Origin of the sequence: Nocardiopsis sp. CNS-639 (assembly GCF_000381685.1) — a bacterium.
In the GTDB taxonomy this organism is placed as follows: domain Bacteria; phylum Actinomycetota; class Actinomycetes; order Streptosporangiales; family Streptosporangiaceae; genus Nocardiopsis; species Nocardiopsis dassonvillei.
The window spans coordinates 487995-507581 of the sequence record NZ_KB906855.1 but is presented as its reverse complement, the minus strand read 5'-3'; the positions used below and the strand labels follow the sequence as shown (position 1 = coordinate 507581).

Sequence of the window (19587 nt, the reverse complement as noted above, 5' to 3'; positions counted from 1 at the left end):
ACCGGACCGGCCATGAGGTGGGAGCGGTCTCGGTGTCCGTTCCGCGAAGGCCACCGCCGTGCGGGTCGCTCCGCGACACGGTGTGTCCCGACTCGACATGCAAGTGATTACTTGCCTATCATGGTGGCCGTGGCAGACGACCTCTTCAAAGCCCTGGCCGACCCGACTCGTCGCACCATCCTCGACGAGCTCACGGAGAAGTCCGGCCAGACACTGTTCGAGATCTGCTCGCGGTTGGCCATGAAGCACCAGCTCGGCATCTCGCGCCAGGCGGTCTCCCAGCACCTCGCCGTGCTGGAGGCCGCCGGGCTCGTCGAGACCAGGCGCGAGGGCCGCTACAAGTTCCACGACCTCAACACGGCCCCGCTGCGGCGGATCGCCGAGCGATGGCTTGCGCCAGACACATCCGGACCGGAGGAGAGTAACCCGTGAAGATCCATCTGACCAGCATCTTCGTCAGCGACCAGGCCAAGGCCGAGCACTTCTACACCGAGATCCTCGGCTTCGTGAAGAAGCACGACGTCCCGGTGGGGGAGAAGGACCGGTGGCTGACCGTCGTCTCTCCCGACGAGCCCGAGGGCACCGAACTGCTCCTGGAGCCCGCCGGCCACCCGGCCGTCGGCGCCTACCGCGACGCCCTGGTCAAGGACGGCATCCCGCTCGCCCAGTTCGCCGTCGCCGACGTGCGGGCGGAGTACCAGCGCCTGAGCGGCCTCGGCGTCCGCTTCACGCAGGAACCCCTGGAGATGGGCCCGGTCACCACCGCCGTCTTCGACGACACCTGCGGCAACCTGATCCAGATCGCGACCGAGCCTCGGTAGGCGGTCGCCCGAGCCCGGATGCGGGGTCCGGGCGCCTCGTCGGCCGGATCCCGCCCGCGCCCGGTCGCACGCACGCGTACGGGCGGCCGTGGCCGCCGCGCCCGGGCGGGCGGATTCACCCCCTGGCGGCACGGGTAGGGGACCGGCGCACAACCGCTACTTCGTCCCGGGGGACACTCATGGCACACCTGACCGAACTGCACGGAACCGCGATGGGGGAGTTCGACCGGCGGGTCCGCGAGGTCAAGCTGACGGACTGGGCGCTGCCCACGCCGTGCGCCGACTGGGACGTGCACGACCTGGTCAACCACCTGACCACCGAGCAGCTGTGGGTGCCGCTCCTGCTGGGCGGCGCCCGGGTCGAGGAGGTCGGCGACCGCCTCGACGGCGACAACCTGGGCGAGGAGCCCATCACCACCTGGGAGGTCGCCTCCCGCGAGGCCCGCACCGCCTGGCTGGCGCCGTCCTCCCTGGAGAGCACGGTGCACCTGTCCTTCGGCGACGCGCCCGCCGAGCTCTACCTGTGGCAGATGACCTTCGACCTGACGGTGCACGCCTGGGACCTGGCGCGCGCCCTGGGCACCGACGAACGCCTCGACCCCGACCTGGTCAAGGAGGTCCACGCCTGGCTCAGCGACCAGGACCTCGGGCCGGGGCCGATGTTCGGCGCCCCCGTCGAGGTCGGGCCCGACGCCAGCCCCCAGGACCGCCTGATCGCCCGCACCGGCAGGACCCCCTGACCCTCCGCGCGGCCCCGGCCGGGTCCCGGACCCGACCGGGGCCGATCCGCGCCCGGCCCGCCCCGCACACGCGGGCGCCGGGTGTTTAGCCCCTCCCCTGCGGGTTACGCGCCACAGTGGCGGCTCCCCGGACGCCCGCTTCCCGGCCCCGCGCGCCGTGTCGGCTTCCGGGAGCCCCATGCCTGTCACAGACTGTGACGAGTCCCTGGCGCGGTGCGCCGGGCGGGCCGCGTGGACGGCGGCGCGCAGGACACCGACCCACACACGAGGAAGGGCACTGCCGGTGGAGGCCACGATCACACTGCACGTCGACGGGGAGAAACGCGAACTCACCGTCGACACACGCACCACCCTGCTGGACGCGCTGCGCGACCGGCTGGGCGTCACCTCGCCCAAGAAGGGCTGCGACCACGGCCAGTGCGGGGCCTGCACGGTCCTGCTGGAGGGCCGCCGCGTCGTGTCCTGCCTGACCTTCGCGGTCGCGCACGACGGCGCCAGCGTCACCACCGCCGCCGGACTCGCCGAGGAGGGACAGCTGCACCCCGTCGCCCGCGCCTTCGTCGACAACGACGGCTTCCAGTGCGGCTACTGCACGCCCGGCCAGGTCTGCTCGGCCGTGGGCATGCTGGAGGAGGCCGCCGCCGACTGGCCCAGCCACGTCACCGAGGACCTCCGAGCGCCGGTCAGCCTCGACGACGACGAGATCCGCGAGCGCATGAGCGGCAACCTGTGCCGCTGCGGCGCCTACGTCAACATCGTCGCCGCGATCCGGGAGGCCGCGCAGTGAAACCCTTCCACTACACCCGCCCCGCCGGGGCCGCCGAGGCCGTCACCGCGGTCGCGGGCGACCCCGGGGCCTCCTACATCGGCGGGGGCACCAACCTGGTCGACCACATGAAGCTCGGCATCGCCGAGCCCACCTCCCTCGTGGACGTGCGCGACCTGCTCAGCCACCGGATCGAGGAACTGCCCGACGGCGGCCTGCGCGTGGGCGCCGCCGTGCCCAACAGCGACCTGGCCGCCCACCCCGGCATCCGCCGCGCCTACCCCGTGCTCTCCCAGGCCCTGCTGGCGGGCGCCTCCGGCCAGCTGCGCAACGCCGCCACCACGGGCGGCAACCTCCTCCAGCGCACCCGGTGCGTGTACTTCCAGAACACCGCCATGCCCTGCAACAAGCGCGAACCCGGCACGGGCTGCTCGGCGATCGAGGGCTACGGCCGCTACAACGCCGTCCTGGGCGCCTCCGAGCACTGCGTGGCCACCCACCCCTCCGACATGGCGGTCGCCCTGACCGCCCTGGGCGCCCGGGTCCACGTGCTGGGCCCCGCCGGGGAGCGCACCGTGGACATGCCCGGCCTGCACCGCCTCCCGGGGGACGAACCCCAGCGCGACACCGTCCTGGAACACGGCGACCTCATCACCGCCGTCGACCTGCCCCACCTGCCCCTGGCCGCCCGCTCCGCCTACCGCAAGGTCCGCGACCGCGCCTCCTACGCCTTCGCCCTGGTGTCGGTGGCCGCGGCGCTGCGCGTGGTGGACGGCACCGTCGAGGACGTGCGCGTGGCCTTCGGCGGCCTGGCGCACGCGCCCTGGCGCGCCAGCCGCGCCGAGGAGGCGCTGCGCGGCGGACCGGCCACCGAGGAGGCCTTCCGCGAGGCCGCCCGGGCCGAACTCGCCGACGCCGCCACCGGCCCGGACAACGCCTTCAAGGTCCCCATGGCCGTCAACACCCTGACCGCGACCCTGCGCGACCTGACCGCCGAGGAGGCACGATGACCGGGACGCTGGACGCGCGGGCCATGGGCCAGCCGCTGACCCGCCTGGAGGGCGCCGACAAGGTCACCGGACGGGCGCCCTACGCCTACGAGCACCCGCTCGCCGACCCCCTGTACCTGCACCCGGTGCTGTCCACCGTCGCGCGCGGGCGCGTCACCGCGGTCGACGCCTCCGCAGCCGAGGCCCTGGCCGGTGTGCGCGCCGTCCTGACCCCGGACAACGCCGAACGCCTCGCCGACACCGAGGACCGCGAGTTCGCGGTGCTCCAGTCCCGCGAGGTGTCCTTCCACGGCCAGTTCGTCGCCGCGGTCGTGGCCGACACCCCCGAGACCGCCCGCCAGGCGGCCGGACTCGTGAAGGTGGACTACGAGCGCTCCGCGCACGACGTGGTGCTCACCGCCGACCACCGGGACCTCTACCGGCCCGTGGGCGAGGACGACGAGGGCCCCGCCTCCGACACCGAGCAGGGCGACCCCGACGCGGCCCTGGCCGCCGCCGAGGTCGTGGTCGACCAGACCTACAGCACGCCCACCGAGCACAACAACCCCATGGAGCCGCACACCACCACGGCCCTGTGGGAGGAGGCCACCGGCGACCTCACCCTCTACGACTCCACCCAGGGCGTGCACGTGGTCCGCGCGTCCGTGGCCGGGGTGTTCGGGCTCGACCCCGAACGGGTCCGGGTGGTCGCGCCCCACGTGGGCGGCGGCTTCGGCTCCAAGGGGGAGGCGCACGCGCACGACGTCCTGGCCGCGATGGCCGCCCGCGCCCTGCCCGGGCGGCCGGTCAAGTTCGCGCTGACCCGCCAGCAGATGTTCTGCCTGGTGGGCTACCGCACACCCACCATCCAGCGGGTGCGCCTGGGCGCCGACCGCGACGGGCGCCTGTCCGCGGTCGTCCACGACTCCGTGGAGCAGACCGCCAGGATCAAGGAGTTCACCGAGAACAGCGCGATGTGCTCGCGGTGGATGTACGCCGCGCCCCACCGCCGCACCACTCACCGGATCGCGCCCCTGGACGTGCCGGTCAACTTCTGGATGCGCGCCCCCGGCGAGGCCCCGGGGATGTACGCGGCCGAGGCCGCCATGGACGAACTCGCCCAGGCCTGCGGCGTCGATCCCGTCGAGCTGCGTGTGCGCAACGAGCCCGAGACCGACCCCCAGAGCGGTTCCCCGTGGTCGGACCGGCGCCTGGTGCGGTGCCTGCGCGAGGGCGCCGAGCGCTTCGGCTGGCACGAGCGCGACCCCCGGCCCGGGGTTCGCCGGGAGGGGGACTGGCTGGTGGGCACCGGCGTGGCCTCGGCGAGCTACCCGCACCTGTTCAACCCCGGTTCGGTGGCCCGCGTCCGCTACGGCCGGGACGGCCGTTACGAGGTGTCCATCGGCGCGGTGGACATCGGCACCGGGGCCTGGACCGCGCTCACCCAGATCGCCGCCGACGCGCTGGGCCTGCCCGCCTCCGACATCCGGCTGCGCATCGGCGACACCGCCTTCCCGTCGGCCTCGGTCGCGGGCGGATCCAGCGGGACCAGCTCCTGGGGGACGGCCATCGTGACCGCCGCCCGGGCCTTCCGCGACCGGCACGGGGACTCCCCGGCCCCGGGCGCGGAGGCCGAGGGCAGCGGGGCGGAGGACACCGTGGACGAGTCGTACTCGGTCTACTCCTTCGGGGCGCACTTCGCCGAGGCGCGGGTGAACGCGGACACGGGCGAGGTCCGGGTGCCACGCATGTACGGCCTGTTCTCCATCGGCCGGGTGGTCAACCCGCGCACGGCGCGCTCGCAGTTCCTCGGCGGGATGGTCATGGGCCTGTCTATGGCGCTGCACGAGGAGAGCTTCCGGGACCCGCGGTACGGCCACATCGCCAACGGCGACTTCGCCGAGTACCACGTCCCCACCAACGCCGACGTGGGCGACCTGCGGGCGGAGTGGCTGGACGAGGAGGACCCCCGCGCCACCCCCATGGGGTCGCGGGGCGCGGGCGAGATCGGCATCGTGGGGTCCGCCGCGGCGGTGGCCAACGCCGTCCACCACGCCACGGGGATCAGGGTGCGGGACCTGCCGGTCACGGCGGACAAGCTCCTGCGGTGACGGCCGGTCGTGGTGCGCCCGCGCGGGCGCACCACGACCGGGCACGCCCCGGCAGGGCCGCCAGGGTCGGGAGGCGCGGTTCACGGGAGGGGTCCGTCCGCGTCGTCCTCCTCCGGCTCGCGGACGCGGCGGGCGAGAGCCCTTCGCGCCTCGTCCGGGGCCAAGGCCCGCGGGGGAGCGACCGGGCCGAGCGGGTATCCGGCGAGGCCGTCCGTGCCGGGCCCGCCGATCCCGACGACGGTGGCCGCGGGCCCCTCGGCGCGGTGGGCGCCGACCGTCGGAGGGGCCAGCCGCAGCGCCCGCCCCCGGTGGGCGCGAGCGCTACGGCAGGAGCTGCCCCGTCCGGGGAGCGGGCAGCAGCGAGGGGCACACCCCGGTGTCCACACCGGGCGACCACAGCACCGACACCGGCTCCGGGTCGTCGAGGCGCACACCCGCCGCCCGGAGCAGGTCGCCCTCGTAGGCCCAGGAGTGCGCGCGGAACAGCGGCCAGCGCGGATGCGCCACCCGGATCCACCACGTGCGCCCCGCGCGCCTGGTGTGCAAGCCCCAGCGCGCGGTCACGAAGCGCTCCAGCGGGGACTCGTGCTCCACCCGCTCCCCGACGGTCGCCCGCCACCGTCCCCGGGCCCCGCCCAGGGGCAGGCGGCGGCGTACCGCGCCCACGTGCACGCCGTCGCCGCCCGCGTACAGGGACACGTCCGACCACATGTAGGGCACGCCCACCAGGGCTCGGGCGGCCAGGACGTTGTGCGCGGAGTCGGCGTCCATGGACAGGAAGACCACGCCCCGGCGGCCGTACCCGTCCACCGAGTACAGGCGCACGTTGACCTCGCCGAACCCGCCTACGGGAACCCCGGCGGCCGTGGTGTAGGGAACGCGGAAGGGCACGAGTCCGACGTAGGTGGTCCCGTCCAGCACGTCGGGTCGGGTGTGCTCGGGCAGCAGCGGCGCCACCCGTTCGGGCGGGACGGCCCAGTGCACGAAGAGGGCGTTGCGCCACCCCTGGTACAGCGGCGCGGGCCCCGGCAGGGGAGGCGGGTCCAAGGGCGGCAGGGGCCGCCGGTCCGTGCTCACTCGCCTTCTCTGCAACGCTTCCCCCACTGGTCGGGTACGGGCGGCGGCATCCGTGTTCCGGGCGAGCCTACGCCTGTGCGGTCCGTGCCGGGACGCGGCCCCGTCCGTGTGTGTCCGGGAGAGCGGCCTCCTGCGCCGTCCGTGCCGCGGGGCCGGGATGCGGCTCCGTCGTACGGCGTGCGGGGTGTGGGCGGGCCCGGCTCCGCCTACGGCGCCGGGGCGCGGCCACGCCTGCGGGCTGCGGTCCCTCGACCGCCGCCCGGGCCGGGGACGCCGGGGTCGCGCCCGCGCGGCCGGGACCTCGTCTCCTTCCCACCCGCGCCGCTCCGTCCGACCGGGGCACGGCCCCCACCGCGGACACCCCCGGACACGGGACCGCCCGCCCCGCGCGGAGCGGGACGGGCGGGCAGGCGGTTCCGGTTATTCGAGGGTGTCCTTGAGCTTGTCCACGAAGCCCTCGCCCTTGGTGGCCTTGGACGGGCCCTTGACCGAGCCCTCGCCGCTGGGGCCGCCGTCGGTCCCGTACAGCGCGGGGTCCGGGGGCGGCGCGGAGGCCGGGCCGCCGAGCGGCTGGGGCTGGTCGAGGTAGCGCAGCTCGTGGCGGCCGTCCGGCGCGGGCCGGTGCGACCAGCCGCCGTTGGCGGCCGCCGTGCCGTCCGACAGGCCCCAGATCGTGTTGGCGTGCTCCTGGTTCTCCTCGTCGAAGAGCGCGTTGGGCGCGATCTCGCCCTCCATGCCGTCCTCCTGGAGCTCCTCGATCGCGGCCAGCCACATGTTCTGGTGGACGGTGTCGCGTGCCAGGTTGAACTGGAGCATGGCCTTGACGCCGGGGTCGTCGGTCATGTTGTACAGGCGCGCGGTCTGGAGCCTGCCCTGGGCCTCGGCCGCGGCGTTGGCGCGGAAGTCGGCCAGCAGGTTGCCGCTGGCCACGATGTACTTGCCGTTCCAGGGCGTGCCGCCGGAGTCGGCCGGTACGGCGCCGCCGCCGGCGACGATGGCCTGCTGCGGGTTCATCCCGCCCACGACCGCGGCCACGGCCGGGTCCTTGACGGCCTTGGCCACCGTGGTGGCCGGAGCGCCCTCCAACAGGCGCGCCACCATCGTGGCGAGCATCTCGACGTGGCCGATCTCCTCGGTGGCCACGTCCATGATCAGGTCCTTGTACTTGCCCTCGACGCGGCAGTTCCACCCCTGGAACAGGTACTGCATGGTGACGGTCATCTCGCCGTAGGCGCCGCCGATGAGCTCCTGGAGCTTGGCCGCGTAGAGCGCGTCGGGAGCCTCGGGCTTGGCCTCGAACTGCAGGTGTTTGGTGTGCCGGAACATGTTCACCTCATCACTGGGGGATGTGGCCGTCGCACTGCGTGCTTCCGACTCCGGCTACCCGGGGCCTCCGTCCGGTAACGGTGATTGGAGGGGATTTGGCCTTTCCGTGTACCCGCCCGTGTACCCGCGCCTGCCGCCCCCGGCCGCTCGGCCGACGCCCCTTCCTGCGGCGGCCCGCCCGCGTCCGCCCGGCCGGGCTCGTCCGGGTTTGCCGTACGAGGAAAGGGTTGTTAGCTGTTGGTTCGGGAAGCGACTCGAACGCATATGAGGGCACAGGAGCGATCACTTGCTGCTGTTGAAAGCGGTGTGTGGTGTGCCCTCACCCCGGTAGAGGGCCCGCCGATGAAAGTCTGTCCGAGGAGTTCGCCGATTCTCCGGACAAGCACCCTCGGCCCTGGCTACGGTCGTCTCGAACACAGAGACGAAACCGGCAGGATTGGGAGGTGGGAAGGGATGTTAGGTACCGGCATGCGGCGGTTGCGGTCGATCGCCGACCCGTTCCTGGCTCCTGCTCCGACCGGGGTGAGCGTGCGTGATCGACTCAAGGGCCTCACGCCATGGGACGAGGCGGTGCTGCGGGCCGTGGGCGCGCACCTGGGATCGCTCGCCTCCACGGACCTGGCCGCCCGGTGCGCGGACGGCACCGGCCACGACAAGGACTCCTGGGCGGCTCGTAAACGGGAGTTGACCCCTGAGTCCTCGTCTCGGTGGGCGGGGGCGATCACCAGGGCCTCCAACGAGCAGTGGGCGCTGGCCCGCCGCAGCCAACTCGCCCACCTGCACCGCCTCCAGGCGGGGATCGACACCCTGCGCCACCGGTTGTCCCAACCCCTCAAAACCCCGGGCACCCGGGGCGCGCCGGGCGGGTACGCCTGTCGCCAGGAGTGGCACGCCAAGTCCCGACGCCTGGCCGCCCTTGAGGACCGTCACGCGGCACAGGTGGCGGACTGGGAGGCGGGGCGGGTGCCTGTGGTGCGCGGTGGCAAACGGTTGTTGAACACCCGTCACCACCTGGACCGGGCTGGACTCTCTCAGGCCCAGTGGCGGGCCCGGTGGGAGGCCGCCCGCTTCCTCCTCCAAGCTGATGGCGAGTCCGGCAAACGCCACGGCAACGAAACCATCCGCATCACCCCTGAGGGGCAGGTCAGTATCCGGTTGCCCGCCCCGCTGGCGCACCTGGCCAACGCGCCCCGTGGTCGGTATGTGCTCTCGGGCCGGGTGGCCTTCGCTCACCGGGGTGCGGAGTGGGCTGATCGGGTCGAGGCTGATGGGGCGGTGGCCTACCGCCTCCACCTGGATACCGGCCGGGGCCGGTGGTACGTGACCGCGTCCTGGACCCCACAGGCGGTGCCTGCCCTGCCTATGCAAGCGGCGCTGGCCCACGGGGTGGTGGGGGTGGACGCCAACGCCGACCACCTGGCCGCCTGGCGACTCGACGTGCACGGCAACCCAATCGGGAACCCGCACCGCTTTGAGTTCGACCTGTCCGGCAGCGCCTCCCACCGGGACGCCCAGGTACGCCATGCCCTGTCCCGGCTGCTGCGCTGGGCCACCGCACACGGTGTGCGGGTCATCGCCGTGGAGGACCTGGACTTCGCCCGCGAGAAGACCCGGGAAAAGCACGGACGCCGTAAGAAGTTCCGGCAGCTGATCAGCGGTTTTCCCACCGCACGGCTGCGGTCCCGGCTGGTGTCGATGGCCCACGCCCTGGGGGTGTCGGTCATCGCCGTGGACCCCGCGTACACCTCCCGGTGGGGCGCCCAACACTGGCAACAACCCCTGACCACCACAACCAGGAAGGTCTCCCGGCACGATGCGGCCAGCATCGCGGTCGGGCGGCGCGCCCAGGGCCACCCGGTCCGGCGACGGACGGCACCGCCCCCACACCACCGGAGTGATGGTGTGGGGCATCGGATCATCCAGGCCGCATTGGGTAGTTCCGGGCGTGAGGAACTCCGCCGCCCCGTCAAGGAGCGTGCACGCGATGCACGTCGCCGGGCGGGGACAGCGAGAACGCGGAGAACCAGCGCGTCCAACACCGTTGGGGACGTGCCAGTGGCACAGGTGTGGGTCCAAGACCCACTCCTGGACACTGTTGAGGAACGGTAGATGCCGGTCCGCAAAGCACAACAGAAGGAAGAGGTGGACATGCTGGAGGCTTTATCTCCCCCCTGGCCGCTGGGGTGGAGCGTCGCGATCTTCGTCCTGGTGGCCGCGGTGACCGTGGTGGCCAGTGTTCGGATGACCTCCCTCGGCGACGTCCTGGCCGACCGCACCGGCTGGGGCGAGGCGGTCTTCGGTGCGGTCTTCTTCGGACTGGCCACGTCCCTGTCGGGGATCGTGATGACCGCGGTCAGCGCCGTCGGCGACCAGCCCGGACTGGCCTACAGCAACGCGGTCGGGGGCATCGCCGCGCAGACGCTGGCGCTGGCGGTGGCCGACTTCTTCTACCGGCGCGCCAACCTGGAGCACGCCGCCGCCTCCTCGGCGAACCTGCTCTTCTGCTGCCTGCTCATCGGCCTGCTGTCCGTGGTCGTGCTCACCGCGCTGGGCCCGGACGTGACGCTCCTGGGGGTGCACCCGGCCTCGGTCGGGATGATCGCCTTCTACATGGGCGGGCTCTGGCTGATCAGGCAGGAGAACGAGCAGCCCATGTGGCGGGCCGTGCGCACCCGGGAGACCGTGGTGGACGTCCCCGACGACGACGGCACCGACGAGGAGGACGGCACCGGCACGGGCGTGCTGTGGGTGCGCTTCCTCGCGGTGGGCGCCGTGGTGGCCGTGGGCGGATGGGCGCTCGCCGAGGCGGCGGGCGTGATCGTGGATTCCACCGGGCTCAGCGCGGGGTTCGTCGGCGCCGTGGCCATGGGCGCGGTGAACGCCATCCCCGAGACGGTCGCGGCGGTCGCCGCGGTCCGGCGGGGCGCGATGACCCTGGCGGTGTCCGCCATCATCGGCGGCAACAGCCTGGACGCGCTCAACGTGGCCGTGGGCGACGTCTTCTACCGCGGGGGTTCGCTGTACCACGCCGCCAGCGCCGACGAACTCTTCCTCACCGTCGGCGCGCTGCTGATGACCGTGGTCCTGCTCGCCGGGCTCATCATCCGCCAGACGAAGGGCTGGGGCCGGATCGGATTCGAGGGCGTGCTGCTGATCGTGCTCTACCTGGGAATCCTCGGCGTGCTCACGTTCTGACGCCGTCCGCGCCCCCGGCGCGGGCTCCGTTCCGAGCGGGACGCCTCCGGTACTGGTAGCGGTGTCCCTTCTGGACGGGGCGGCTCCTGCGTCGCGGGGCGCGGTACCCCTCCTCAACGGATCCGCTCCTGGGGGCGGGGCGCGGTAGCCCCCAGCGGATCCGTTCCTGCGGCGCGGGCCGGGGGCCTCCTCCTTCAGCCCACCCGGTGCAGCCGGACCCCGTCCAGGCGCCCGTCCTCGGCCACCAGCGTCATGTACGTGTGGTGGGGCTGCCTGCGCCGGTCGGTGGGGGAACCCGGGTTGAGCAGGCGCAGACCGGAGGGGGCCGTGGTGTCCCACGGGATGTGGGAGTGCCCGAACACCAGCACGTCGCAGTCGGGGAAGCGCTCCTGGCAGCGCTTCTCGCGCCCGCGCGCGTCGCCGGTCTCGTGCACGACCGCGAAGCGCACCCCGCCGAGCGTGGCGCGGGCGACCTCGGGCAGCCGCTCGCGCAGGTCCGCGCCGTCGTTGTTGCCGTGGACGCCGACCAGGAGTTCGGCCCGCGCGTCGAGGCGTTCCAGACTGGCCAGGTCGCACCAGTCCCCGGCGTGGATCACCGCGTCGGCCCGGTCGACCTCGCGCCACACCTGTTCGGGCAGGTCGCGGGCGCGGCGCGGGATGTGGGTGTCGGACACGATCAGTACACGCATGCGCGCAAGCGTAGGCGACGCGGGCGTCGGCCGGGCGCCTTCGCGCGCGGGTCGCTGTGCCGCTCGTGCCCGCCCGCTCACCCGCGCGGACGCGCTCCGGTCACTCGTCGGCGCCGAGGGAGTTGTACCCCTTGGCCCGCTCCTGACCCGACAGCGCGTGGATGGAGTCCATGATCCGGTCGGTGATCTCCCGGCGCGCCTTGCCCGGGGCGAGGTGGTCGTAGCCGGTGGAGAAGTCCAGCGGTTCGCCGAAGCGGATGCTGTAGGGGCGCGGGCGCGGCATGGAGGCGCCGACCGGCTGCACGTCCTGGGTTCCGGCCACGGCCACCGGCACGACCGGGGCCTTGGACTCCATCGCCAGCAGGGCCACGCCGGTGCGGCCCCGGTACAGGCGCCCGTCCCGTGAGCGGGTGCCCTCGGGGTAGATCACGCAGGCCTCGCCCTCGTTCAGGCGCTCCAGCATCATCTCCAGGGACAGCATGGCCCCGCGCGCGTCGCGGCGCTGCACCGGCATGGCGCCCAGGGAGGAGAACACGGTCCTGGTCACGCGCCCCTTGATACCGGTCCCCTCGAAGTAGTCGGACTTGGCCAGGAAGCGCACCCGGCGCTGGGTGACCGACAGCGGGATGATCACGCTGTCGATGAAGGACAGGTGGTTGCTGGCCAGCAGGACCGCTCCGTCGGCGGGGACGTTCTCACGGCCCTCGACGGTCGGACGGCACAGGGTACGGGCGAGTACCGATACCGTCTGCCGCAAAGCACCGTAGAACACGTGTTCTCCCTCACCAATGGTCGGATGACGGAGTCCAATGTAAGGCCGACCCGTGGGTAACAACGGGTCGGCCACGAGGAGAGTGTTCCAGGTCACCACGCCGGGAGGGTGGGCGGAACAGGCCCGTGACGTGCGGGTTCCTGTGGGTTCAGTCGGCGCGGCGCCACTCGGCGTTGGCCCCGCACACCACCAGGCACGGCCGCTCGCCGGGGACGCGCCCCGCCAGCCAGGCGGCGAAGGGCACGGCCGCGGCCGGTTCGGTGGCGATGCGGAACTCCTCCCAGAGCCGGTCCTGGGCCCGCAGGATCTCGGCGTCGCTCACCAGGGCCCGGGTCACCGGGTGGGCGCTCAGCACCTCGAAGGGGACCCGTCCCAGGGTGGCCGCGCCCAGCGCGGAGGAGGCCACCGAGTCCACGGGGGTCTGCACGGGGTGCCCGGCGGCCATCGCGGCGTGCATGCTCGCGCAGCCCTCGGGTTCGGCGCCCACGACCTCGCGCCCCTCCGCGCCCAGGCGCACCCCGGCCACCAGCCCGCCGCCGCCCACCGCGACGACGATGGTGTCGCACTCGGGCGCGTCGGCGGCGATCTCCAGTCCGATCGTGCCCTGACCGGCCACGACGAGGGCGTCGTCGAAGGCGTGCAGGTAGCGCACGCCCTCGGCCTCGGCGCGGGCGCGGGCCGCCTCGGCTGCCACCGCGTAGTGCTCTCCCACCCTGACGATCTCGGCGCCGGTGGCGGCCAGCGGCGCCGCTTTGGCCTCCGGGATCGACTCGGGGACGTAGACCGTCGCGCGCACCCCCAGCAGGCGGGCGGCGGTGGCCACCCCCAGGCCGTGGTTGCCGCCGGAGGCGGTGATCACCCGGTCGGTGGCCTCCCCGCCCAGTAGGGCGTTGAGGGCGCCGCGCAGCTTGAACGCCCCGGTGCGCTGGAGGTGCTCCAGCTTGAGCGTCAGCGGACGCCCGTCCACCTCGGCGTGCATGACCGGGGTGCGGCGGGCGTAGGGGGCGATGCGTTCGGCGGCGGCACGGACGTCGGTGGCCGTGGGCGCGGCGTGCGCGGTCGTGGTGCTCATACAGCCCACTGTGCCCCTACCGGCCATTAACTTAAAGTTGGGTCTGCTAAAGATCGTTAAGCGAAACTTTGTACCTGGCTTTGTGTGAAAGGAGGACCGCCGTGCTGGACGCCAACCGGGTGCGGGTGCTCGTGGAGATCGCGCACGCGGGCTCGATCGCCGCGGCCGCCGAGCGCCTGTCCTTCACCCCGCCCGCCCTGTCCCAGCAGCTCACCAAACTGGAGCGCGAGGTCGGCTGCACCCTGGTCGAACGCGGCCGCACCGGGGCCACCCTCACCGAGGCGGGCCGGGTCCTGCTCGAACACGGCGAACGGGTGCTGGGGGAGCTGCGCGACGCCGAGGCCGCCGTGCGCGCCGTGGCGGGCGAGCCGCCCGACCGCCTGTCCCTGGGGGCCTTCGCCAGCGCGGGCAAGGTCCTGTTGCCCGCCACCCTGGCCGCCTTCGGGCGCCAGCACCCCCAGGTGCGGCTGTCGCTGTCCGACATCGAGCCCCCGGGCGGGTACGGACTGGTCGCCTCCGGGGACCTGGACCTGCTCCTGACCCACCGCTACCCGGGCGTGCCCCTGCCGCGCTCCGGGGGCCTGCACCGCGAACGCGTCCTGGTGGACCCGCTGCTGGCGGTCGTGCCCGAGGGCCACGCCCTGGCCGACCGCGACGTCGCGCTGGCCGACCTGGCGGGGGAGGAATGGATCTGCGGGGCCCCGGGCATCTACAACCGGATCAGCCTGGACACCGCCGCCGCTGCCGCCGGGGTGAGCCTGAACGTGGCCTACGAGACCCGCGACTACGAGGTGGCCCTGGCCCTGGTCGAGGCCGGGGTGGGGGTGGCCCTGGTCCCGCTGAGCATCCTGCGCTCGGACCGCCGGGGCGGCTGGGTCAGCCGTCCGCTGCGCGGCACCCGCCTGGCCCGCGAGATCTACGCCGTGCACCGGCGCCGCCCGCCCGAGCCCGTCCCGGCCATGGTCGAACTCCTGCGCGGCGTCGCGTCCCGGGCGCTGGGCGGAGCCGGGGAGGCGGGCGGGACTCACAGCGGAGGCGAACCCGGCGGGCTGGGTGCGTTCCAGCGGTAGAGCAGCGCCAGCAGCCGCACGGTGAAGCACAGCACCGCGCCCACCACGGCGATCCAGCCCCAGGTCAGGCCCGCCCAGTACGCGACGGCGACCAGGCCCGCGCCCAGCAGGGCGGGGACGGCGTACAGGCGCGAGTTGGCGCTCAGCACGGTCGGCACCCGGTTCAGCAGGACGTCGCGGATCGTGCCGCCGCCCACCCCGGTGACGACGCCGAGCAGGGTGGCCTGGAGGGGGCCGAAACCCAGCTCCAGGGCCTTGGTCGCCCCGATCACCGCGAACAGGCTCAGCCCGGCCGCGTCGAAGACGAGGATGGGCCGGTTCAGGTGGGTGAGCTGCCTGCTGAGGAAGAACGCGGCGGTCGCGCCCAGCAGCGCCGTGCAGATGTAGCGCCAGTCCTGGAAGGTCGCCGGGGTCACGCCGAGCAGCAGGTCGCGGATGACGCCGCCGCCCAGGGCGGTCACCACGCCCAGGGCCAGGACGCCGACGATGTCCAGGCGCGCGGTGCGGATGCCGGTCAGCGCCCCGTCGACGGCGAAGGCGAGGATGCCGACGAGGTCCAAGGCGAGGATCAGGGTCTGCGTGGACATGCGCGTGCGCCGGGGACGGCGGTTCCTTCCGGACGGGGCGGCGCCCAAAGGGCCGATCGGCTATTCCACCACGTCCGGGACGCGTGTGACGCGCGTGGGTGCTGTGACGCGCCGTACAGAGGTTCCGCGTGCGGGCACGCGCTCTCCCGCCCTGGGGGCGGCGCGTGTGGACACCAGCGGTCCGCGCGTCGGCGCCCCGGTCCCGGCCCGGGGCGGGTGCCCGCGCCCGGGCTCCGGGCGGAGGGACACCCCGTCGGCGCGGTGGCGCGTGTGGCCCCGAGGCCCGTCGGGCTCCCCGCCGTCACGCCGTCCCCGGTCCGGACCGGACCGGACCGCGCGAACCCGGAGAATGACGGCGTGTCGGGACTTCCCCGGAACACGGGCAGGCGACACCATCGGGGGTGACCGGGACCCGGGCGGAACGAGGACACATGCAACACATGGACGCGATCGTCATCGGAATGGGGCCGGGCGGTGAGACCGTCGCGAGTCGGCTGCTCGCCGCCGGCAAGCGCGTGGCGGTGGTCGAGCGCGAACTCATCGGCGGCGAGTGCGGCTACTGGGCCTGCATCCCCACCAAGGTGCTGCTGCGCCCGCCGGAGGTGCGCCAGGAGGCCGACGGCGCCGCCGGGGTCTCCCGCCCGGACCTGCGCTGGCCCGAGCTGCGCGACTACCGGGACCAGATGATCCGCCACCTGGACGACTCCGCGCAGGTCCAGGGGTACCGGGACCAGGGCGCCCTGGTGCTGCGCGGCGAGGGGCGCGTCATCGGCCGCGACCCGTGGCGGGTGGCGGTGGGCGACACCGAACTCACCGCCGACCACGTCGTCGTGGCCACCGGTTCGGAGGCGGTGCGCCCGCCGATCGAGGGGCTGGACGACCTGGACCCCTCCGTGGTGTGGACCAACCGCGAGGCCACCACCCTCACCGACGTGCCCGGCCGGGCCGTCGTGGTCGGCGGCAGCGCCGTGGGGGTGGAGCTGGGCCAGTTCCTGGCCCGGATGGGCTCCCAGGTCACCCTGGTCCAGCGCGGCCCGCGCCTGGTGAACCGCGAGGAACCCCGCCTGTGCGAGCTGATCAGCGACCAGTTCGACCGCGACGGCGTCACCGTGCACCTGAACACCCAGGTCTCCGCGGTGGCCCGGGACGGGGACGGGATCCGCGCGACCCTGGACAACGGCGAGCAGGTGGAGGCGGACGTGATCGTGCTCGCCACCGGCCGCCGCCCCCGCGGCGGCGGCCTGGGGCTGGAGGAGATCGGGGTGGAGCTGGACCGCGCCGGCCTGCGCGTGGACGAGCGCTGCCGAGCCGCGCCCGGGCTGTGGGGGGTCGGCGACGCCACCGGCCGGGCCCTGTTCACGCACGTGGCCAAGTACCAGGGGCGCGTGGTCGCCGACAACATCCTGGGTAAGGACCGGGCCGCCGACTACACCGGCGTGCCGCGCGTGATCTTCTCCTACCCCGAGATCGCCGGGGTGGGGCTCACCGAGGCCGAGGCGCGGGAACAGGGGATCGACACGGCCACCGCCGAGGCCGACCTGCCCCAGACCCTGGCCCGGCCCTGGACCTACGACACCGACCCGCGCGGCACCCTGGGACTGGTCGCCGACCGCCGCCGCGGGGTGCTGGTGGGCGCGTGGGCGTTCTCCCCGATGGCCTCGGAGTGGATCCACACCGCGGCGCTGGCGATCCGCACCGGCCTGCCGGTCGCGGCGCTGCTGGACTCGATCCCGCAGTTCCCCACGTACAACGAGGCCTACCTCATCGCTTTGGAGAACCTCGAAATGTGAGGTGGCGGCACCGGCGTCCGGCGGGGAGGCCGGACGCCGTCCGGTGCCCGCGGCCCCGGGACGCGGACGCCCCGGGGGGGAGACCAGGGGTATCGGGGACGCGGAGGCGCCGACCTCTCCGGAGGCGGAGCGCACCGGGGCGCGGGCCCGCCCGGCGGGGAAGGTCAGGCCCTCCCCGCCAGGGCGGCCTCCTCCTCGGCCTCCACACCCCGGTTCCACTCGGCCTTGCTCGACTGCCAGCCGTCCTCGTCGCGTCCCAGGCGCCAGTAGCCCGACACCGACAGCTGCTCCTTGGGCAGGCCGTGCTCGACGCGCAGCAGACGGCGCAGGTCGCGGACGAAGGCGGCCTCGCCGTGCACGAACGCGTGGACACGGCCCGCGGGGAAGTCGAGGGCGCGCACGGCGGGGACCAGGACCGAGCCCACGGCCTCGTCCCCCCGGTGCAGCCAGTGCACCTGGACGCCCGGGCCGCCCTCCAGCTTCAGCTCGTCCTCGGGGCCGCCGACCTCGACGAACACGTGGGCGGTGGCGTCCGGGGCCAGCGCCTCCACGGCGGTGGCGATGGCGGGCAGGGCGCTCTCGTCCCCGGCCAGCAGGTGCCAGTCGGCGCCGGGGTCGGGGGAGTAGGCGCCGCCGGGGCCCATCAGGCGCAGCCGGTCGCCCGGCCTGGCGCCCGCCGCCCACACCCCGGCCAGTCCGGTGCCGCCGTGGTGGACGAAGTCGAGGGTGAGCCGCCGGGCCTCGGCGTCCCAGTCGCGCACGGTGTAGGTACGGGTGACCGGCCACTCCTCGCGGGGGCGCTCGGCGCGCACGCGCTCCAGGTCGAAGGGCTCGGGGTCGCCGGGCGCGGGCGGGGGGAAGAGCAGCTTGACGTAGCTGTCGGTGTGCCCGTCGGTGGAGAACGCGTCCAGGCCCTCCCCGCCCAGGACGACCCTGACCATGTGCGGGGTGATCTGCTCGACCGCCTCGACCCTTCCGGTGTGGACGGTCCTGGCCCGTCCCTGCCGCTGTGCCACGGCGCCCTCTTTCTTCCGGGGTGAGTTAGGTAAACCTAAGTAGGACTTACCGTAAGGCACGGGGACGCACCAGGGCAAAACCTGAGCCCCGGTGGAACCCGAATCAGGACCGATCGTCGCGCTACGCCCCGCCGGGCGGCTGCGGCAGCCCGCCCCGGGGTGGGACCGGCTCGTGCGTGCGGGGTGGTCAGATCGGGGCCGGAGCCCGCGCCTGCGGCCCCGGGCCCGCCTCCGCCGCGGGCGGTCGGCCACGCCGAGTCGGACCGCGCCCGCCGGGGACGAGCCCGCTACCAGGGCCACCGCCGACACCGACAGCGACGCCGGTAGCGGGATCGCCGTGGGAGAGACCCCGTTGCCACGGCGCAGTGCGGGCGTGCGCCCTCAGGCGGCGTCGGGGCGGTCCTTCCCCGGAGCGCGGCCGACCACGGTGAACGCCGCGTGCAGCCGCCGGTCGTCCTCCGGCGCCCCCGCCCGCAGGGCCGCCAGCCAGGCCGCCGCGCCCGCCGTGCACCCGGCCGTGGCGACCTCCGCCCCCGACGCGGACAACGCCAGCTTGCGGGTGAGCGCCGAGCGCACCGGCTCGGACCGCGAGAGCACCCCGCCGGCCAGCACCACCGGCAGTCTCTCCCCGGGCGAGCGCACCTGGTGCACCGAGTGCGCCAGGTGTCCCGCGGCGGCCTCCACGATCACCTCGGCCGCCGGATCGCCCTGCGCGTGGGCCTCGCTGACCAGGGGCGCCAGCGCGGCCAGCGTGACCGGGGCGGCCGTGGTCAGGACCCGGGCGAAGTTGCGGGCGTGCTCCTCGGGCAGGTGGTTCCCTCCCTCCGAGGGGCGCTGGCCCGGGATGACCTGCTTGGCCACCGCGCGCGCCAGCGGACTCAGCTCCCCGCTCCGGGACAGCTGCCGAGCCGTCTCCCTGGCAGCCTGGTGCCCGATCCAGAACCCCGACCCCTCGTCGCCGATGAGCCACCCCATGCCGTCCGCCGAACGGGTCCGCCTGCGCTCCTCGACCCGGGTGGCGATCGCCCCGGTCCCCGCGATCAGCACCGTGCCGTCGGGCCCCGGGGTGCCCGAGGCGAAGGCCACCTCGTCGTCGCCGGTGAACGCCGTGTTCTCCGGCACCAGTCCCGCCCCGGCCAGGGCCCGCTCCAGGTGCGCGCGCACCGCGTCGTCGCGCAGCGCGGACACCCCCGCCAGACCGACCACGCCGAAGGCCACGGCCCCGCGTGCCCGCGGCCCGGCCGCGTCGAGCGCTCCCGCCACCGCCTCGGCCAGCCGCTCGGCGGCTCGTTCCGCGCCGTGGGAGTTGGGGTTGGCGCCCCCGGCCCGGGCCTCGCCCAGCCGCTCTCCGGAGAGGGTGGCCACCAGCGCCCGGGTGGCGGTGCCCCCGGCGTCCACCCCCAGGACGAGTCTGCTCCGGTCGCCCGGCTGGTCGGATCGGGCACGGGAAGAAGAGGAGATCGTACGTTTCACAGGGGAGAGGTGCCCCGTGGCACCGCGTATTACTCGTCACGGCGGCCCGGTCCGCGCGGCGGACGGGGGAGAGGCGGTCTGCCGCAGCGGCCG

18 protein-coding genes are annotated in these 19587 nt (G+C 74.2%); 10 read left to right on the top strand and 8 right to left on the bottom strand.

Annotation, left to right across the window (positions count from 1 at the left end; all coding sequences use genetic code 11):
- The first annotated feature begins 120 nt into the window (after positions 1-120).
- From G011_RS0104905 to G011_RS0104880, 6 genes are all read left to right on the top strand, one after another.
- Positions 121-432, top strand: coding sequence for a helix-turn-helix transcriptional regulator (locus tag G011_RS0104905; RefSeq protein ID WP_013152876.1), 312 nt, complete (start codon positions 121-123; stop codon positions 430-432).
- On the top strand, positions 429-821 hold the full coding sequence (locus G011_RS0104900; protein ID WP_019607511.1) for a VOC family protein: 393 nt from the start codon (positions 429-431) through the stop codon (positions 819-821). Before G011_RS0104905 ends, G011_RS0104900 begins: the two co-directional genes overlap by 4 nt.
- A gap of 179 nt (positions 822-1000) precedes the next feature.
- Positions 1001-1561, top strand: coding sequence for a TIGR03086 family metal-binding protein (locus G011_RS0104895; RefSeq protein WP_013152878.1), 561 nt, complete (start codon positions 1001-1003; stop codon positions 1559-1561).
- A gap of 283 nt (positions 1562-1844) precedes the next feature.
- Positions 1845-2348 (top strand): 2Fe-2S iron-sulfur cluster-binding protein, encoded by a 504-nt coding sequence (locus tag G011_RS0104890; protein ID WP_019607510.1) that lies wholly within the window; start codon positions 1845-1847, stop codon positions 2346-2348.
- Positions 2345-3337 carry a xanthine dehydrogenase family protein subunit M gene (locus G011_RS0104885; protein WP_019607509.1) on the top strand — a complete coding sequence of 331 codons (993 nt, stop codon included), beginning with the start codon at positions 2345-2347 and terminating at the stop codon, positions 3335-3337. The genes G011_RS0104890 and G011_RS0104885 overlap by 4 nt, the downstream gene beginning before the upstream one ends.
- A complete protein-coding gene (locus G011_RS0104880) occupies positions 3334-5427 on the top strand; it encodes a xanthine dehydrogenase family protein molybdopterin-binding subunit (RefSeq protein WP_019607508.1) in 2094 nt (697 codons plus the stop codon). Before G011_RS0104885 ends, G011_RS0104880 begins: the two co-directional genes overlap by 4 nt.
- 321 nt (positions 5428-5748) lie before the next feature.
- Here G011_RS0104880 and G011_RS0104875 read toward each other — a convergent pair whose 3' ends face one another.
- Positions 5749-6504 (bottom strand): DUF2071 domain-containing protein, encoded by a 756-nt coding sequence (locus G011_RS0104875; protein ID WP_019607507.1) that lies wholly within the window; start codon positions 6502-6504, stop codon positions 5749-5751.
- A 420-nt stretch (positions 6505-6924) separates the two neighbouring features.
- Positions 6925-7830, bottom strand: a complete 906-nt coding sequence (locus tag G011_RS0104870) for a manganese catalase family protein (protein ID WP_013152883.1) — start codon at positions 7828-7830, stop codon at positions 6925-6927.
- A gap of 453 nt (positions 7831-8283) precedes the next feature.
- On the opposite strand from G011_RS0104870, the gene G011_RS0104865 reads away from it, so the two are divergent.
- The gene (locus tag G011_RS0104865) at positions 8284-9939 is read left to right on the top strand and encodes an IS200/IS605 family accessory protein TnpB-related protein (protein WP_019607506.1); all 1656 of its coding nucleotides are present in this window, start codon (positions 8284-8286) and stop codon (positions 9937-9939) included.
- Positions 9940-11025, top strand: a complete 1086-nt coding sequence (locus tag G011_RS0104860; protein ID WP_196808486.1) for a sodium:calcium antiporter — start codon at positions 9940-9942, stop codon at positions 11023-11025.
- Positions 11026-11219: 194 nt separating this feature from the next.
- On the opposite strand, the gene G011_RS0104855 is transcribed toward G011_RS0104860, so the two are convergent.
- From G011_RS0104855 to G011_RS0104845, 3 genes are all read right to left on the bottom strand, one after another.
- The gene (locus G011_RS0104855) at positions 11220-11714 is read right to left on the bottom strand and encodes a metallophosphoesterase (protein ID WP_013152885.1); all 495 of its coding nucleotides are present in this window, start codon (positions 11712-11714) and stop codon (positions 11220-11222) included.
- Between the two features lie 100 nt (positions 11715-11814).
- Entirely contained in the window at positions 11815-12486 is a 672-nt protein-coding gene (locus G011_RS0104850) for a 1-acyl-sn-glycerol-3-phosphate acyltransferase (RefSeq protein ID WP_019607504.1), read from the bottom strand.
- A gap of 148 nt (positions 12487-12634) precedes the next feature.
- Positions 12635-13558, bottom strand: coding sequence for a serine/threonine dehydratase (locus G011_RS0104845; protein ID WP_019607503.1), 924 nt, complete (start codon positions 13556-13558; stop codon positions 12635-12637).
- 101 nt (positions 13559-13659) lie between these two features.
- Between G011_RS0104845 and G011_RS0104840 the strand changes: the two genes are divergently transcribed.
- The gene (locus G011_RS0104840) at positions 13660-14628 is read left to right on the top strand and encodes a LysR substrate-binding domain-containing protein (protein ID WP_019607502.1); all 969 of its coding nucleotides are present in this window, start codon (positions 13660-13662) and stop codon (positions 14626-14628) included.
- On the opposite strand, the gene G011_RS0104835 is transcribed toward G011_RS0104840, so the two are convergent.
- On the bottom strand, positions 14583-15215 hold the full coding sequence (locus G011_RS0104835; protein ID WP_019607501.1) for a trimeric intracellular cation channel family protein: 633 nt from the start codon (positions 15213-15215) through the stop codon (positions 14583-14585). The two genes, G011_RS0104840 and G011_RS0104835, sit on opposite strands and share 46 nt — an antisense overlap.
- Positions 15216-15646: 431 nt before the next feature.
- Between G011_RS0104835 and G011_RS0104830 the strand changes: the two genes are divergently transcribed.
- Entirely contained in the window at positions 15647-17005 is a 1359-nt protein-coding gene (locus tag G011_RS0104830) for an NAD(P)/FAD-dependent oxidoreductase (RefSeq protein ID WP_026338025.1), read from the top strand.
- 164 nt (positions 17006-17169) lie between these two features.
- On the opposite strand, the gene G011_RS0104825 is transcribed toward G011_RS0104830, so the two are convergent.
- Both G011_RS0104825 and G011_RS0104820 read right to left on the bottom strand, forming a co-directional pair.
- Positions 17170-18021, bottom strand: coding sequence for a siderophore-interacting protein (locus G011_RS0104825; protein ID WP_019607499.1), 852 nt, complete (start codon positions 18019-18021; stop codon positions 17170-17172).
- A 381-nt stretch (positions 18022-18402) separates the two neighbouring features.
- On the bottom strand, positions 18403-19419 hold the full coding sequence (locus tag G011_RS0104820; RefSeq protein WP_019607498.1) for an N-acetylglucosamine kinase: 1017 nt from the start codon (positions 19417-19419) through the stop codon (positions 18403-18405).
- Between the last annotated feature and the right edge of the window lie 168 nt (positions 19420-19587).